This window comes from Methylobacterium sp. J-070 (assembly GCF_022829385.1).
GTDB lineage: Bacteria > Pseudomonadota > Alphaproteobacteria > Rhizobiales > Beijerinckiaceae > Methylobacterium.
This window is the reverse complement of sequence record NZ_JAKSXX010000235.1, coordinates 271,361-286,396: the sequence shown is the minus strand read 5'-3', so window position 1 is coordinate 286,396 and position 15,036 is coordinate 271,361. Positions and strand designations below refer to the sequence as shown.

The 15,036-nt window shown below is 70.4% G+C and carries 14 protein-coding genes and 1 pseudogene; 9 read left to right on the top strand and 6 right to left on the bottom strand.

Going from position 1 to position 15,036, the window contains the following annotated elements; all coding sequences use genetic code 11:
* The first annotated feature begins 3 nt into the window (after positions 1-3).
* Positions 4-1,068 carry a hypothetical protein gene (locus MKL01_RS26240; RefSeq protein ID WP_243908102.1) on the top strand — a complete coding sequence of 355 codons (1,065 nt, stop codon included), beginning with the start codon at positions 4-6 and terminating at the stop codon, positions 1,066-1,068.
* Positions 1,069-1,087: 19 nt separating this feature from the next.
* Here MKL01_RS26240 and MKL01_RS26235 read toward each other — a convergent pair whose 3' ends face one another.
* On the bottom strand, positions 1,088-1,303 hold the full coding sequence (locus MKL01_RS26235; protein WP_243908101.1) for a hypothetical protein: 216 nt from the start codon (positions 1,301-1,303) through the stop codon (positions 1,088-1,090).
* A 270-nt stretch (positions 1,304-1,573) separates the two neighbouring features.
* On the opposite strand from MKL01_RS26235, the gene MKL01_RS26230 reads away from it, so the two are divergent.
* Together MKL01_RS26230 and MKL01_RS26225 are read left to right on the top strand one after the other, a co-directional pair.
* Entirely contained in the window at positions 1,574-1,822 is a 249-nt protein-coding gene (locus MKL01_RS26230; protein WP_243908100.1) for a hypothetical protein, read from the top strand.
* A 187-nt stretch (positions 1,823-2,009) separates the two neighbouring features.
* On the top strand, positions 2,010-2,639 hold the full coding sequence (locus tag MKL01_RS26225; protein WP_243908099.1) for a hypothetical protein: 630 nt from the start codon (positions 2,010-2,012) through the stop codon (positions 2,637-2,639).
* A gap of 367 nt (positions 2,640-3,006) precedes the next feature.
* On the opposite strand, the gene MKL01_RS26220 is transcribed toward MKL01_RS26225, so the two are convergent.
* Complete coding sequence (locus tag MKL01_RS26220; RefSeq protein WP_243908216.1) at positions 3,007-3,585, bottom strand: polysaccharide biosynthesis/export family protein; 579 nt, start codon at positions 3,583-3,585, stop codon at positions 3,007-3,009.
* 188 nt (positions 3,586-3,773) lie between these two features.
* Here MKL01_RS26220 and MKL01_RS26215 point away from each other — a divergent pair, with 188 nt between their 5' ends.
* The gene (locus MKL01_RS26215) at positions 3,774-5,996 is read left to right on the top strand and encodes a GumC family protein (protein ID WP_243908098.1); all 2,223 of its coding nucleotides are present in this window, start codon (positions 3,774-3,776) and stop codon (positions 5,994-5,996) included.
* Positions 5,997-6,000: 4 nt separating this feature from the next.
* Here MKL01_RS26215 and MKL01_RS26210 read toward each other — a convergent pair whose 3' ends face one another.
* Positions 6,001-7,185 (bottom strand): GNAT family N-acetyltransferase, encoded by a 1,185-nt coding sequence (locus MKL01_RS26210; protein ID WP_243908097.1) that lies wholly within the window; start codon positions 7,183-7,185, stop codon positions 6,001-6,003.
* Positions 7,186-7,435: 250 nt separating this feature from the next.
* Here MKL01_RS26210 and MKL01_RS26205 point away from each other — a divergent pair, with 250 nt between their 5' ends.
* Positions 7,436-8,497: a polysaccharide deacetylase family protein gene (locus MKL01_RS26205; RefSeq protein ID WP_243908096.1), complete on the top strand. Its 1,062-nt coding sequence runs from the start codon at positions 7,436-7,438 to the stop codon at positions 8,495-8,497.
* Positions 8,498-8,611: 114 nt separating this feature from the next.
* Here MKL01_RS26205 and MKL01_RS26200 read toward each other — a convergent pair whose 3' ends face one another.
* Both MKL01_RS26200 and MKL01_RS26195 read right to left on the bottom strand, forming a co-directional pair.
* Positions 8,612-8,947 (bottom strand): hypothetical protein, encoded by a 336-nt coding sequence (locus MKL01_RS26200; protein ID WP_243908215.1) that lies wholly within the window; start codon positions 8,945-8,947, stop codon positions 8,612-8,614.
* An 84-nt stretch (positions 8,948-9,031) separates the two neighbouring features.
* Positions 9,032-9,238 carry a DUF2842 domain-containing protein gene (locus tag MKL01_RS26195; protein WP_243908095.1) on the bottom strand — a complete coding sequence of 69 codons (207 nt, stop codon included), beginning with the start codon at positions 9,236-9,238 and terminating at the stop codon, positions 9,032-9,034.
* 183 nt (positions 9,239-9,421) lie between these two features.
* Between MKL01_RS26195 and MKL01_RS26190 the strand changes: the two are divergent.
* The 4 genes and pseudogenes from MKL01_RS26190 to MKL01_RS26175 all read left to right on the top strand — a co-directional run.
* Positions 9,422-10,441 (top strand): annotated as a pseudogene (locus tag MKL01_RS26190) (COX15/CtaA family protein); the annotation flags it as partial.
* Between the two features lie 221 nt (positions 10,442-10,662).
* Positions 10,663-11,346 (top strand): PAQR family membrane homeostasis protein TrhA, encoded by a 684-nt coding sequence (gene trhA, locus MKL01_RS26185; RefSeq protein ID WP_243908093.1) that lies wholly within the window; start codon positions 10,663-10,665, stop codon positions 11,344-11,346.
* A 131-nt stretch (positions 11,347-11,477) separates the two neighbouring features.
* On the top strand, positions 11,478-12,677 hold the full coding sequence (locus MKL01_RS26180; RefSeq protein ID WP_243908092.1) for a glycosyltransferase family 4 protein: 1,200 nt from the start codon (positions 11,478-11,480) through the stop codon (positions 12,675-12,677).
* Between the two features lie 144 nt (positions 12,678-12,821).
* Positions 12,822-14,342, top strand: coding sequence for an undecaprenyl-phosphate glucose phosphotransferase (locus MKL01_RS26175; RefSeq protein WP_243908091.1), 1,521 nt, complete (start codon positions 12,822-12,824; stop codon positions 14,340-14,342).
* Between the two features lie 253 nt (positions 14,343-14,595).
* Here MKL01_RS26175 and MKL01_RS26170 read toward each other — a convergent pair whose 3' ends face one another.
* Complete coding sequence (locus MKL01_RS26170) at positions 14,596-14,949, bottom strand: hypothetical protein (protein ID WP_243908090.1); 354 nt, start codon at positions 14,947-14,949, stop codon at positions 14,596-14,598.
* Between the last annotated feature and the right edge of the window lie 87 nt (positions 14,950-15,036).

Genomic DNA, 15,036 nt, shown 5'->3' with positions numbered 1-15,036 from the left:
GAGATGAGACGCCCGTTGCGCCAGCAGTTTCCTGCCGCCTTCGCCCTCGCCCTGACGGCCGTCACGCCGCTCTGCGCACAGACGCCGGCGGCGATGCCGGCGCCATCGCCGGATGTGGAGCGGATCAAGGAGGTTCCGGCGATCTCGGCCGTCGATCCGGCGACGATCAAGGCCGGCCAGATCCTGTTCACGGATCACCGCGACAAGCCGTCGGCGCCGGAGAACGGCCTGATCCCGTATCTCGATTGGCAGAAGGCGCGGCCGGCCGAGGCGGCGGCGCTCGCGCCCTACCCGGGCTACAAGGAGCCGGACTACACGGTGACGGTGAACGGCGTCACCAAGCCCCGGCACGAGACCCTGAAGATCTACGTGGCCGAGGGCCGGTTCGTCGTGCCCCGGCCCCCGGAGGCGATCGACCCGGCGTCCTTCGCCAACCTCGCCTTCGTCCAGAAGATGGATCCGGCGATCAAGCACCGAGCCGTCTCGGTCGCCGACGTGACCCCCAACAAGGATCCGGCCGCTGCCTTCGCCAAGCGGCCCGACCGCCCCTGGTGCGAGGGTGCGGGCGCCTGCATCGAGTCGCGCTACGATCTGGAGGGCAAGCTGCCGCTTGGCGTGAAGCTCGCCAACAAGCTGGAGGAAGGCTCGGCCAAGAAGATCGCCGAGTACGTCTCGTTCCAGAGCGAGCTGCGGGTGCTCGGTCCGGATCAGAATGGGCCGCTGCGGGCGCTGACCCGGATCGATACGCCGGTCACCGGCGGCCTCGAGCAGACGATCTTCTGGGTCAACCAGATCCTGCGCTTCGGCAAGTTCCTGGCGGTGTTCCAGCCCCTGCCGAACGACCCGACCAAGACCGTGGTCACCGCCTACATGGCGCTGGCGATCAAGGGCGACGTCCTCGACCGCAAGGCCGAGTATGCGCGGGTCCCGGTGCTGAAGAACCTCCTGCCCGCGCAGGTGCTGATGGGCAATTCCAGCTTCAACACCGGCAGCTCGATCAGCGCCGGCCTGCCCGTCTACGCCCGGAACCGGATCACCGCCTTCGCTGACGCGATCGCGAAGCGCTGATCCGACCCCAGACGCCGGCTCACATCCCGCGGTTGCCGATCGTCGGAAGGGTCGGCTGGGTGTAGGCGCGGTTCACGTCCCGGCGGCTCTGCGTGCCGTTCGTGTTGCTGGAGGCCCGATAGTTGTCGAGGTTGAAGCTGTCGGCGAGCCCGCTGCGCGAGTCCGGGCCGTCGGTGGCGCAGGCGCACAGACCGCCGATCGTCAGCGCGGACAGGGCGAGGAGGGTTAATCGCATGTCGAATCCTGGCGGCTGCCGAATCGGCTGGTGAACTGGTATCGACCGGCCCGATGTCGAACGAAGGGACTATCGCGGCATGGTCAGCCCCGGGAAGGATCCGTCAAGGCCGGGGGTGGCCGGTAAACCCGTTCCGCCGCCTCCGATGCGCGGCGGCCACGGAAAATCCACCACGCCTCCGCTTTGCCCGGGATACCGGCCGCCATTCGTGTTGAGCGGCGCCCGCGCCCCCTGGCGGATCCCGGGCCTTTCGGGCGACACTCCCCTCCGATGACCAACGTCTTGCCCTTCCGGCCGCGCCCACCCGTCACACGCCTCGCCCGGTGCGAAGTCGTGACCGTGGCCGGCGATCTCCTCGCCCTGCTGGAGCAGCTCGAGGATGTGAGTGGCCGCGCCGCCGCGATGGGTCGCCCCGCGCTCGAGGTGGAGCGCACGGTGCAACACCTCCTGGATGCGGTCGGTGCCGTGGAACGGGCCCTCGATTGCATCGGCGAGGGCGAGCAATCGGCTCCGGGCTGAGCCGCGCGGACGGCTGAGTTGCCGCTGTCTGGCTTCAGCCGTTATCCTTGGGCTGATCTGTCCAAAAGCCTCTTCTTTTTCTGTTGATCCCGAGTTTCGCTGTCGAGCGAGGCTTGGCCGGAACCGAACGCACGACCTGCAGTTGAAGGACGGGTGCTCGTGACGGGCGTCGGTTCCGGAGGACGAGATGAAATTTCGCACGGGCGGAACGCTGGCGCTCATCGCCGGCGTGCTTGTGGCCGGAACTGCCGTCTCCGCTCAGGCGGCCGAGTTGGGATTCCTCGAGATGCTGTTCGGCGCCCGGCCGGCCGTGCAGCAGGCCGCCCCGGCCGCGGCGCCCGCCGGCGAGACCCGCGGCTATGACCGCCGCTCGACCGCGCGCCTCGGATTTGCGCGCCGACGCTTCCAGACCCGCTACGCCGCGCTTCCGATCAAGATCCACGCGAAGGAGCCTGAGGTCAGCGCGCGTCAGGTCTCGATCGACATGAAGGCGGGGGCATCCGCGGCGCTGCTGAAGGATGAGACGCTGCGACCGGGCGACATCGTCGTGCTGAACTCCGGGGCCAAGGTGTTCACCGGCGATCCCGAGAAGCGCCATGCGCTCCGGGACTTCGAGCCGGTCCAGACGTCGCGCTTCGTGAGCAAGGGCACCCGCAAGGTCCTCGCCGGTCTGTTCACGCCGGTGGGCATGGCGCCCACCCACGAGGCGCGTCGGATGCTGGCGCGCGCCGGCACGGCTGCCCCGCCGGTGGCGACGCCGATCCCCACGGAGAAGACCGCGATGCGGGTGATCAACCCGTGGCAGGGCGGGCAGTGATCGCAGGTCGTTCGACGCGATCCGCCAGGCGCGGCTGACCGGGACTGCATAGGTGTGGTGATCCGTAGGTGACTGCGTGCAGTCCGGAGCCGGCCGCGTGGCGCCGTTGCGCAGTCAGCGGTTCCGCGGTCAGGCTCCCGAACACCGCTCAGGTCGCTCGGTCACGATCGTGGCACTCTTCGCGCAGCTCAGACTGATCTGAGCAAAGTGCAAAGTTCAGTCTTGGGCCACGGCCGAACGGCGTGTTTCAACAGATCGATAAGAACGAGCTGGGATGCTCGATGCAGGCGTGCAGTCATGTCGGGACTGAGCCGACCGCCTCGTGAGGCGACGTGCCGCCGGGATCCCGCGATACGCCGACCGGCTCTCAGAAGAACCTCTCCTTGACGACGATCGTGTCGCCCGGACGGACCGCGTAGGTCATCGGCACGATCCCCGACACCATGTTGCCCCCGGTGTCCCGGGTCAGGATGGCGTAGTCGCGGGCGGCGCGGGGTCCGAAGCCGGCCGCGATCGCCACCGCCGTCTCGACCGTCATGCCGTTCACGAACGGATATTGGCCCGAGGTGGTCACCTCCCCGAGGATGTAGAAGGGCCGGTAGGCGTCGACCTCCACGGTCACGTGCGGCTCGCGCACGAAGCCGGAGGCGAGCTTGGCTTCGACCGACCGGGCCGCCTGGCCCGTGGTCTGGCCGCCGACCTGGACGGTGCCGATCAACGGCATCGCGATCCGGCCGGCCCCATCGACCGCATAAATATTCGACAGGTTGTCCTGGCCGAAGACGATCACCCGCAGCTTGTCGCCCGCCGCGAGCGTGTAGCGCGCGGCGATCGACCCCGTGCCGGTGGCGTCGAGCTCATCGGTCCGGAAGGTCGGGCGGAGGCAGCCGCCCAGAGCGAGGGTGGAGCCGAGTGTGAGGAGAAGAGCGCGCCGGTTCATCACCATCGCCATCATGGATGCGGTAGCGGCAGGGATTAGGGCGTTAAGGTTAACGAACCTTGATCACGGCCGCCGCTGGAGCGGGTTTTGTTCGCCGTCAGCGGCTTTAACTGTTGAGCAACCTTAACATCCACTAATGGCGTCGCGGCAGCATTCACGGCTGCCGGGTCTGACTTCGCCGCTAGAGCGTCCGCATGTCCCGAATCCATCAACGCTCGACCCACGACGAACCCGGGCTGCAGCCCGCCGCACAGGACGGCCTCGGCCTCGCCCAGGTCCCGCGCGTCCTGCGCCGCTCGCTCGGCTGGATCGTCGGCCCGACCCTGGTGGTCGCCCTGGGGGCGAGCGTCTTCGTCAACGTGGTGAGCCCGCGCTACACCGGCGAGTCGAAGCTGATCCTCGAGAGCCGCGACGCGGCCTTCGCGCGGACCGCACAAGAGCGCACCGATCAGCTGACGCCGATCGACGAGCAGGCGGTGGCGAGCCAGGTCCAGGTGGTGATGTCGCGCGACCTCGCCCGGGAGGCGATCCGCCGGCTCAAGCTCGTCGGCAACGCGGAGTTCGATCCCGGCGCCGGCAGCATCGGGCCGGTGCAGCGCGTCCTGATGATGCTCGGCCTCGGCGCCAATCCCCTCGACCGCCCGGCCGAGGACCGGGTGCTCGACGCCTATTTCGAACACCTGCTGGTCTATCCGGCGGGCAAGTCGCGGATCCTGACCATCGAATTCCGCGCGAAGGACCCGGTGCTCGCCGCCGAGGCCGCCAACACCATCGCGCAACTCTACATTGCCTCGCTTGAGGCCGACAAGGTCGACACGGCGCGCTACGCCTCGACGTGGCTCGGCAGCAATATCGACAGCCTGCGCAAGCGCGTCGCCGAGGCTGAGGCGAAGGTCGAGGCGTTCCGCGCCAAGAACGGCCTCGTGGGCAGCTCCGGCGCGAACGGCCGGCCGATCACCGCCCAGCAGCTCGGCGAATTGTCGACGCAGCTGTCCTCGGCCCGGATCCTGAAGGCGGATCTCACCGGCAAGGTGAAGGCCATCAAGGACCTGATCAAGGACGGGCGCGCCTTCGAGATCCCCGACGTCGCCAACAACGAGGTCATCCGGCGCATCGTCGAGAACCGGATCGCCGTGCGGGCCCAGCTCGCCTTGGAATCCCGCACGCTGCTGTCGGCCCATCCGCGGATCAAGGAGCTGAACGCGCAGCTCGAGGACCTCGACGCGCAGATCAAGGCCTCGGCCGAGCGCGTCGTCCGCACCATGGACAACGATGCCAAGATCGCCGCCGCCCGCGTCGAGAGCCTCCAGGCCGCTGTCGACGGCCAGCAGGACGTGGTCGTGAAGGGCAATGCCAGCGAGGTTCAGCTCCGGGCTCTGGAGCGTGAGGCGAAGGTTCAGCGCGAGCAGCTCGAATCCTACCTCTCCCGCTATCGCGAGGCATCCGCCCGCGACGGCGAGAGCGCGACCCCGGCCGATGCCCGCGTCGTCTCCCGCGCGGTCACCCCCGAGGTGCCCTCCTTCCCGAAGAAGCTGCCGATCGTCACCTTCGCGACCCTGCTGACGCTGCTGCTCACGGCCGGCGCGGTCATCGCCCGCGCCCTGCTGGCCGAGGGCGCCCGCACCGGGGGCCAGCGGTCCGGCGGCTTCGACCCCGCGGAGGATCGTCAGCGCCGGGAGCCGATCGTCGAGCGGCCGGTCTTCGCCTTCCCGGAGGCGATGCCGCCGGGACGCTGGTCCGACGCCTCCGAGGCGACTGCCGCTGAGGCGGCGTCGACCGCCGCGGCGGAGGTCGCCGAGGCGTTCGACCTCGCGCCGCTGGTTGCGCGGATCACCTCCGCACCCCGGGCCGAGGATGCGCCCTCGGGCCGCCGCGTCCTGATCGTCGAGACCCAGGATACGCCCGGCGCGCCGGCTTTCCCGGAAGCGCTCACCCGTGCGCTCGGCGTCGCCGGCAGCCTCGTCGTGGTCGAGCTCAACGCCCCGGCCGACCAGATCCAGGACCTCGGCTTCACGGACCTAGTGGCCGGGAAGGCCGCCTTCCTCGACGCGATCCAGCCGCTCGGCGACAGCAGCCTGCACCGCATCGCCGCCGGGCAGCACGCCGCTACGGTGCTGTTCGACGAGCCGGACGCTCTGGCGCTGACCTTCGAGGCCATGGCCGAGGCCTACGACTGGGTCGTCTGCCGGATCCACGCGGTTCCCGGCGCCATCGCGCTGCTTGAACTCACCGCCGGCTACATGGACAGCGTCGTCATCGTCTCCAACGCCGCGGCGGAGGATCCGGCGCTCACCGACCTCTACGCCACCGCCGACGAGGCCGGGGCCGGCCAGATCCTGGTGGCTCAGGACCGTCCGGCGGCGGCGGCCGAGGCGGTCGCCGACTCCGCCGGCGCCTTGCGCCTGAACGCCGCCTGAGAGGTCAGGAGCGCCGCAGCTTCCTCAGCCGCTGCAGGGCAGCGAACAGCCGCGGGTCCCGCTTGATCCGCCGCTTGGTGCGGGTGAGGCCCTGCCGCAGCGCGCCATAGGTCCTGCCCCGGAGGCTCACGGGCACCAGGGTCTCGACGAGGCCGATGGTCTCGTCGCAGATGCTGGCCTTGTAGCGCGCCTCGCCGACGCCGAGATCGAAGCCCCGGCGTCCCCGCGCCGTCTGATCGTGGACGAGGTGCTGCAGCAGCAGGTCGCCCGGGCTGAACCGGGAAATCTCGGGGTCGGCATCGAAGGCGGTCATCATCCCGCTGAAGCGGCTCTCGCTCACGGCCCCGCAGAAGGTCGCCAGCACGCGGCCGCTCTCGGCGAGGCAGAGGGCGTAGATCTCGAGAGCGGGGTTCGGTCCCGAGGCCGAGGCCGTCAGGAAGGCGCGGATCGACGGGTCGGCGTAGGGATCGGCGATCCCCATCCCGGCGAAGCGCGCCGCCTTCTGCGCGTAGAACGCGGCGAGGAACGCCGCCACCTCCTCGGGGGTCCCGGCGCGGCGATACGCGACAGCGCCCTTCGCCTCGATCAGGCGCTTCTCCTTCGAGCGCAGCTTCTTGCGCGCGTCGGCGCTGAAGACCCGCCGCACCGTCGAGTCCGGATCCGGACCGAGCATCAGCCCGTAGCCGTCGCTCGCCTCGGGCTCGCCGGTCGCCGCCAGGGGATTGGCCGCACCCTCCCACATCCGGGGCTGGTGCTGCAGCGCGTAGAGGTCGATGCCGGCCGCTCGTCCGGCCTGGACCAGGGCCGCCACGATGTCGCCGGGCGGGATCGCCGCCGCGTCGCGGGTGGCGAACAGCGGCATGTGGTAGTTCGCGTGCGTATCGCCCACCGTCCGGGCGACGCGCAGCCCGTACGCGCGCTGCACCGTGAGCGGCAGGAGCAGGCGCACCCGCCCCTCGGCGTCCCGCAGCACCGCGACCCGCGCGGCGTCGAGCTGACCGGTCGAACGGAGATAGGCGGCGATCCAGTCGAAGCGCTGGTAGGGCGTCTGGAGGACTGCCGGATCGGCTTCGAGCCGCCGCCACAGCGCCTCGGCGGCCTGCAGGTCGGAGATCAACTCCGCCACCACCACGCCGCCCGCCCGCGCCTCGAGCATGCCTGTTCCCGCTACGTGGACACCGAGCGCCATGACGCCGAACTCTCCCCTGGACCGCGCGAGATCCGCTGTCGAGCATCCAGCCTGGGTCTTGCCGACTGAATGGCCCGTCACTTTGTCAGGCGAAAACGCCCGTCGACTGCGGTAAGTCCCGGCAAATCGCTGCCTTGGCTAATGCATCCTTCCGAAACGACCGCATTGCGACCGGACATTCGCGGTTTGTTTACCGCACGGCGACCAGGCTTTGTGCCTCCGGGCCGGGCGCCCCGATCGGTTCAGGACTATGCTGTCGTCGCGCACCAAGCACCGGGTCTTCGCGTCCGGATTCCGCGCGATCCAGGCCGTCGGCGCCGACCGGTGGCTGGCCCCGGCGGCGCGGGGCCTCGGCGTGATCCTGACCTTCCACCATGTCAGCCCCGGCCCGGTCGCGGCCTTCGCGCCGAACCGGCTGCTCGGCATCACCCCGGACTTCCTCGACCTGACCCTGCGCGAGCTCGATGCCCGCGGCTTCGAGGTGATCGGCCTCGACGCGGTGCCGGAGCGCCTCGCCAAGCCGGATTACGGGCCGCCCTTCGCGGTCCTGACCTTCGACGACGGCTACCGCGACAACGTCGAGCATGCGCGGCCGGTGCTGGCCCGCCACGGCGCGCCCTGGACGCTGTTCGTGACCAGCGCCTTCGCGGATCAGCGCGGCCGGCTCTGGTGGATCGAGCTCGAACGCGCCATCGCGCGGCTCGACCGGGTTCGGATCGCCATCGGGTCCCGCAGCCTCGACCTGCCGGCCCGCAGCCCGCAGGAGAAGGCGCTCGCGTTCGAGGCGGTCTACCGCGACCTGCGCGGCGGCGGCGAGGCGGACCTCCTGGACCGGATCGCCGACCTCTGCCGTCAGGCCGGCATCGAACCCGGGGAAGTCGCCTCCGAGCTGTGCCTGTCCTGGGCCGAACTGCGCGATCTCGCCGGCGATCCCGCGATCACCCTGGGCGCCCACACGGTGAGCCATCCGATGCTCGCCAAGCACCACGCTGCGGTGGCCGCGCGCGAGATCGCCGACGGCCGGGCGCGGATCGAGGCTGAACTCGGTCGGCAGGTGCGCCACCTGTCGTATCCGGTGGGCGATCCCGGCTCTGCGGGGCCACGGGAATTCGCTCTGGCGCGGGACATGAACTTCGCCACCGCGGTGACGACGCGGCCCGGTCACCTCTTCGCCGAGCATGGCGCGCATCTGCACGCGCTGCCGCGGGTCTCGGTGAACGGATGCCACCAGTCGCGCGCGGCTTTGGCGGGCCTGCTCTCTGGGGTGCCGTTCCTGGCCTGGAACCGCGGCCGGCGCCTCAACGTCGCCTGAGCCGCTCCCGCCCTAAGCGGGTTTCGCAAATCCGGCCGCCGGTTTCAGGGCGGTAGCCTGCGGGCTCACATGCACCGAAGCCGATTAAGCGTTGGCCCGCCGACGCGTATCGGCTCAGCGGCGGCGCCGGTGCCGGTAGCCGGTGGAGAAGGACGCGTATTGCCGGCCGCGGCCGGAGCGGTAGCGCCGCCGATGGCTCGGGCCGGCCTCGGCGGTCTCCTCGACCTGCGGGATCGGCTCCGCCATGGCGGCCGGAGGCATCGCGGCGATGTCAGCCGACGCGTAGCCGCCCGCCACGTTCTTGGCCGCGGGGCCGAACATCGCGAGGCACTGATTGTACGCGAGGTCGTTCTTCAACCGCTCGCACTCGCCGATGGACCGCGGCGTCCCCTGCGCCAGGGCCGGCAGCGGGGCCAGCAGCACGAGGGCGGGGAGGAGCGTCAGGCGCATGAACGAAGGATACACGGAGGCTCGGTCTCGGCGGCGGGCCCGCAGGCTTGTGGCGCCCGAGTGCGGCGAAATCGAGGGTCTGCCTCAGGGATCGGGCCGTTCCATCCAGCGAATCACCGGCATCAGCGGGAAGATCCAGACGATCCCGAGGATCGAGTAGAGCACGGCCTGCACGGCCGCGGGCGTTTCGGAGATGCGGCTGTCGGCCAGCGTCATGGCGAGCGGCCCGTAGACGCACACGAAAGCCAGGATCGCGAGGGTGCCGATCAAGGTGCGGGTGCGTCGGCGCATGACAGTCCCGAGGCTCCGCGACCGGCGCGGCCGTGCTGACGGCGGAGGGCTAGCGTCCCGGGGCACGGTTGGCAACGCGCGGTCTGCCGCGGGCTGCGGCGCCGCCGACGTTGCTGGCGCGGCCGGCTTCCCCTAACCCGGGCGCAGTCGCCGGGGAACCCGGCCTCGACGGAAGGGATCGGCATGGTGGCGGGCGACCGGCGGTCGGGGGTGCGGACGTGGCTCTACGTGGTCGCGGCGCTGGTGGTCGCCATGGTGGCGGTCGGCGGTGCCACGCGGCTCACCGGGTCCGGCCTGTCGATCACCGAGTGGCGTCCGGTCACCGGCGCCCTGCCCCCGCTCTCGGACGCCGACTGGGCGGCCGAGTTCGCCAAGTACAAGGACACGCCGCAATACGCCATCCTGAACCAGGGCATGGGCCTCTCCGCCTTCAAGGTCCTGTACGGCTGGGAATGGGGACACCGCCTCCTCGGCCGGCTCATCGGCCTCGTGTTCTTCGTGCCGCTCCTCGTGTTCTGGTGGCAGGGGCGGATCAGCCGCCGCCTGGGCCTCGGCCTCCTCGGGCTCGGCGCCCTCGGCGGACTCCAGGGCGCCATCGGCTGGATCATGGTGGCGTCCGGCCTCCAGCCCGGCATGACCGCCGTGGCGCCGATCAAGCTCGCTCTGCACCTGACCACCGCGAGCCTGATCCTGGCCGGCCTCATCTGGCTGGCGGCAGGCGAGCGCGGCGACGTCTCGGCGCCAGCACCGGGGCGGCTGCGGGCCACCGCGGCACTCCTGCCCCTCGCGATCCTCGCGCAGATCTTCCTCGGCGGTCTCGTGGCCGGCTCGCATGCCGGCCTCGTCTACAACACGTGGCCGACCATGGACGGCGCCCTCGTGCCGTCGGCCGACACGCTCTTCGCCATTCGCCCGTGGATCGAGAACTTCGCGGACAATCATGCCCTCGTCCAGTTCAACCACCGGATGATCGCCTATCTGGTCATCGCACTTGCGCTCCTGCACGCAGTCGATGCGCGGTTATCCGGATCGCCCGCCGCGGCGGGACGGGCAGCCGGTATCGCCGGGCTGGCCCTCCTCCAGGCCTCGCTCGGCATCGCGACGCTGCTGCTCGGCGTGCCCCTCTGGGCCGCCCTGGCCCATCAGGTGCTGGCGATGGCTTTGCTGACGATGGCCACCGTAAACGCCCGTCTCAGCCGCGGCACCGGACGCGTACGGCCCATCGCCGCGGCAGTTCCGCTTGGCTTCGAAGGACTGGCCGGCCGGGGCGTCTACGCTTTCCCGCGCCGCACCGTGATGGCTGCAGCGCGAGACACTGTCCACAGGCCTCCAGAAACTTCGGGATAACTCGGCTCAGCATTCAGCGCGGGGAACGATCAAGACCTCTCAAGCTTTAAGCTGCACGGGTTGCAGGAGGCTTCAAGATGTCTCTCGCTGAGGATGGTCGACCGCTTACCCTGACCTGGCACTACACGCCCCGGGAGATCGTCGCGGACGGCGTCGTCCACGGCCTTGGGGTCGTCCTCGGCTTCGCCGGCGCGGTGGCACTGGTGGCTACGGCGGCGACGGCGCATCTCGGCTTCGGCGAGCGGACCGCCATCGTGGTCTACGCCACGGCCCTGGTCCTGATGCTGGGCGTCTCCGCCCTCTACAATTTGCATCCGGTGAGCCCGCGCAAATGGCTCCTGCGCCGGGCCGACCACGCCCTGATCTATCTGATGATCGCCGGCACCTACACGCCGCTCGTCGCCCTCGTCGGTTCCGGGAGCCGGGCCTATGCCCTGCTGGCGGTGATCTGGATCGTCGCGCTGGTGGGGATCGCCGTGAAGCTGTTCCTGCCCGGCCGCTTCGACCGCCTCTCGATCGCCCTGTACCTCATGCTCGGGTGGAGCGGGCTCTTCGCCTACGAGTCGGTGATCGCGATCCTTCAGCCGACGGCGCTCTGGCTCCTGGCGATCGGCGGCGCGCTCTACTCGGTCGGTGTGGTGTTCCACGTCTGGCGGTCGCTGCCGTTCCAGAACGCGATCTGGCACGGTTTCGTGCTGGTCGCGACCGCCTGCCATTACGGGACGATCTGGGCCAGCCTCAACGGTCTGTCGGCGACGTGAATTGATGATGCGGTCGTAGAGGTCCGGTTACCCTCTTGAACAAAAGCCCGGGTCGGCCCGGCTGGAATTAAGTTCCCAAAGACGATCGCAACGCCAAAACCTCCGGGATTGATTTTCCCGGGAGGGATACCGTGATTGCGAAGTCGAGCGAAGCAGGCAGCGTTCAGCGTTACCGGATCCTGCACGTCTTTCGCGCCCCCGTGGGTGGGTTGTTCCGGCACGTGGTGGATCTGGCGCGTCTCCAGGCGACAGCGGGACATGCCGTCGGCATCGTCTGCGATTCCACCACCGGCGGCGAGCGCGGCGAGCGGGCGCTGACCGAACTGATGCCCTGCCTCGAACTCGGCCTCGTCCGCATCCCGATGCGGCGCAACCCGCATCCCTCCGACTGGACGTGCCTGCGCGCCGTCGGCAAGCGCGCCGAGATGGTCGGCGCGCAGGTCCTCCACGGGCACGGCGCAAAGGGCGGCGCCTACGCGCGGCTCAGCGCCGCGGCTTCCGCCATCCGCGCCTACACGCCGCACGGCGGCAGTTACAACTACCGGCCCGGCACGCCGCTCCATCGCCTCTACATGGGCGCCGAGGCCGTTCTCGCCCGCCGGACCGACGCGTTCCTCTTCGAGAGCGAGTACGTCGCCGGCCGCCACCGGGCGTTCGTGGGCGGCCCGGAGCGGGTGACGCGCATCGTCCATAACGGGATCGCGGAGGCGGAATTCGCCCCGGTGGAGCGCGTCGAGGATCCCTTCGACCTCCTGTATGTCGGCGAGTTGCGGGAGGCGAAGGGCCTGCCCTACCTGCTCGACGCCCTGGTCCGGCTGCGCGCCGAGGGTCGGGCGCTGCGCCTGCTGATGGTCGGCTCGGGACCGGACGCGGAGATCCTGCGCCAGACCGTGGAACGCCTGGGGCTCACACACGCGGTGGCGTTCGAGCCGCCGCAGGCGATCCGGGCGGTCCTCGCGCGCGGCCGGATCCTGGTGGTGCCGTCCCTTGCCGAGTCCCTCCCCTACGTCGTGCTGGAGGCTGCGGCTGCGGCGCAACCGCTCGTCGCCACGCGGGTCGGGGGCATCCCAGAGATCTTCGGCCAGGCCGCGGGCGACCTCGTCCCGGCCCGGGATTCCGAGGCCCTGGCTGCGGGTATCCGGCGGGTGCTCGACGATGCGCCGGAGGTCTGCGCGACCCGGGTGCGCGCCCTCAGCGACTCGATCCGGCAGCGCTTCTCGTTGGAGCGCATGGGGAGCGAAGTGATCGCCGGCTACACCGCGGCCTTCCAGGCCAGGAACGCCCGGCGCAACGCAGCCCCGCACACCATCGCCGGGGCGCGGACGGCCTGAGCGCCGTCGCGTGACCGTGGGGAGGGGCAGGCCGCTGCGGCGACGAAATTCGTCGCGGGGTGCTCGCCCTTAAGTCTTCCGACAACGCCCCGTGCGACGCTGCGGTTGAGGAAGCCGCCGACAGGGGGTGGGAGGGGCCGATCGATGAGCGCGTTCGATATCCGCGATCTCCTGGAGGCGGCGGGGCCGTCCGAAGCCCGGCTGGCCGCCGTCCGGCCGGATTCGGTGCCCCTCGCCGAGACGGCGGTGGCCAGGCCGGCGGCGATCTCCCCGGTGGTGGTGGCCGGACTGGTGCGGGCGCTGGAATGCGCCCTGATCTTCAGCCTGGGCTCCCTCCTCCACGTGTTGATGCTGCGCGGGCGTGTGCCCTTCGGGCTGACCTATGCGGGCGCCATCGCGCTGATCACCCTCACCACGGTGGCGCTCATCCAGGCCGCCGGCGGGTACCGGATCGGCGCGTTCCGCGCCTTCTTCAAGACGGCGCTCCGGCTGATCGCCGCGTGGTCGATGACCTTCCTCATGGTCGCCGCCGGGCTGGTCCTCGCCAAGGTCGCCGACCACTACTCCCGCCTGTGGCTCGCCACCTTCTTCGGGACTGGTCTCGCCGTGCTCCTGGCCGGGCGCTTCGCCCTCTTCCAGGTCATCGACGTGCAGACCCGGGCCGGCCGCTTCGACCGGCGCACGGCCATCGTGGGGGGCGGTAAGCCCGCCGAGGACCTCATCGCCGCCCTGGAGACGCAGAGCGAGAGCGGCATCCGCATCGTCGGCGTGTTCGACGACCGCAACACTGACCGCTCCTCCGACGTGGTGGCGGGCCACCCGAAGCTCGGCAACGTCGAGGACCTCGTGGCCTATGCCCGGCACGCCCGGCTGGACCTGATCGTCTTCACGATCCCGATCACCGCCGAGGCACGCATCCTTCAGATGCTGGCCAAGCTGTGGGTGCTGCCGATCGACATCCGGCTCTCCGCCCATGCCGCCAAGCTGCGGCTGCGCCCGCGCAGCTACTCCTATCTCGGCTCGGTGCCGGTGCTCGACGTCTTCGACAAGCCGATCGCCGACTGGGACGTGGTGGTGAAGGCGCTGTTCGACCGCTGCGTCGGTCTGACGATGCTGGTCACCCTCTCGCCGCTCATGGTGGCCATCGCCCTGGCGGTGCGCCTCACGTCGCGGGGGCCGATCCTGTTCCGGCAGAAGCGCCACGGCTTCAACAACGAGCTGATCGAGGTCTACAAGTTCCGGTCGATGTACGTCGACCAGTGCGATGCCGGGGCCGCCAGGATGGTCACCCGCGGCGATCCGCGGGTGACGCCGGTGGGCCGCTTCATCCGCAAGACCTCGCTCGACGAGCTGCCGCAGCTGTTCAACGTGTTGAAGGGCGATCTCTCGCTCGTCGGTCCGCGCCCCCACGCACTCCAGGCCAAGGCCGCCAACACGCTGTACGACCAGGTGGTGGACGGCTACTTCGCCCGCCACAAGGTCAAGCCGGGCATCACCGGCTGGGCGCAGGTGAACGGATGGCGCGGCGAGACCGACACCTCGGAGAAGCTCCAGCGCCGAGTCGAGCACGATCTGTACTACATCGAGAACTGGTCGGTGCTGTTGGACCTGCAGATCCTGCTGACCACGCCCTTCGCGCTGCTGAAGACCGAGAACGCCTACTGACGGTCTGCCGGTCCCCCAACGACCGACGGGACAGGGCTCGAGGGCTACGCCGGGGAGCCGATACGGCGGCGACCCGGAGGAACGTGCGCCGGCGCAGGGGCGGGACCGCACGCGGCCGAGGCGCAACGGCAGACCGTGGTGCCCTCCCGCTCCCGCGGACGCTGCGCCGGTCACGCGTCCCGGACCGGCGCCACGCCTCCGGGGAGGAGCGGCGTGCAACCGTCAGCCCGCGCCGGGCGGCGACTGGCCCTCCCTACGGCAGCGCGCCCGCTTTCTCCTTGGCCTTCATGATGGTGTCGCGGCAACCCTGGGCGTCGCCGGACTTGTCCTGCTCGCGTGCCTGGGCCACCAGCTTCTTGGCCTCGTTCACACCGGCCGCGGTCGGCTTCACGTCGGCATCCGACTTGGTCAGCGCCGGAGGCTTGTCCAGGGCCTTGGGCGAGTTCGACGAGGTCGGGCCGCCGGGGGGCGTCGAGCCGGTGACCGATGCGGCGCCGGCGCTGTCGAGGCGCCGCTGCAACGTATCGACCTCGTCGGAGCAGGGTGTCGCCAGGGCCGGCGTGGCTGCGGCGAGCGCCAGGGCTGCGACGGCGAGTCGGATCATCATCGGGGCGGGTCTCCACATCATGGCGTTCGAGGCGGCGCCGTCCGGGTGGCCCGGATCGCGGCGGCTACCGTGCAGACGCCGGGCACC

Coding starts and splice junctions, on each gene's coding strand:
- MKL01_RS26240 (WP_243908102.1), top strand. CDS start 4: ATGAGACGCCCGTTGCGCCAGCAGTTTCCTGCCGCCTTCGCCCTCGCC.
- MKL01_RS26235 (WP_243908101.1), bottom strand. CDS start 1,303: ATGCGATTAACCCTCCTCGCCCTGTCCGCGCTGACGATCGGCGGTCTG.
- MKL01_RS26230 (WP_243908100.1), top strand. CDS start 1,574: ATGACCAACGTCTTGCCCTTCCGGCCGCGCCCACCCGTCACACGCCTC.
- MKL01_RS26225 (WP_243908099.1), top strand. CDS start 2,010: ATGAAATTTCGCACGGGCGGAACGCTGGCGCTCATCGCCGGCGTGCTT.
- MKL01_RS26220 (WP_243908216.1), bottom strand. CDS start 3,585: ATGGTGATGAACCGGCGCGCTCTTCTCCTCACACTCGGCTCCACCCTC.
- MKL01_RS26215 (WP_243908098.1), top strand. CDS start 3,774: ATGTCCCGAATCCATCAACGCTCGACCCACGACGAACCCGGGCTGCAG.
- MKL01_RS26210 (WP_243908097.1), bottom strand. CDS start 7,185: ATGGCGCTCGGTGTCCACGTAGCGGGAACAGGCATGCTCGAGGCGCGG.
- MKL01_RS26205 (WP_243908096.1), top strand. CDS start 7,436: ATGCTGTCGTCGCGCACCAAGCACCGGGTCTTCGCGTCCGGATTCCGC.
- MKL01_RS26200 (WP_243908215.1), bottom strand. CDS start 8,947: ATGCGCCTGACGCTCCTCCCCGCCCTCGTGCTGCTGGCCCCGCTGCCG.
- MKL01_RS26195 (WP_243908095.1), bottom strand. CDS start 9,238: ATGCGCCGACGCACCCGCACCTTGATCGGCACCCTCGCGATCCTGGCT.
- trhA (WP_243908093.1), top strand. CDS start 10,663: ATGTCTCTCGCTGAGGATGGTCGACCGCTTACCCTGACCTGGCACTAC.
- MKL01_RS26175 (WP_243908091.1), top strand. CDS start 12,822: ATGAGCGCGTTCGATATCCGCGATCTCCTGGAGGCGGCGGGGCCGTCC.
- MKL01_RS26170 (WP_243908090.1), bottom strand. CDS start 14,949: ATGATGATCCGACTCGCCGTCGCAGCCCTGGCGCTCGCCGCAGCCACG.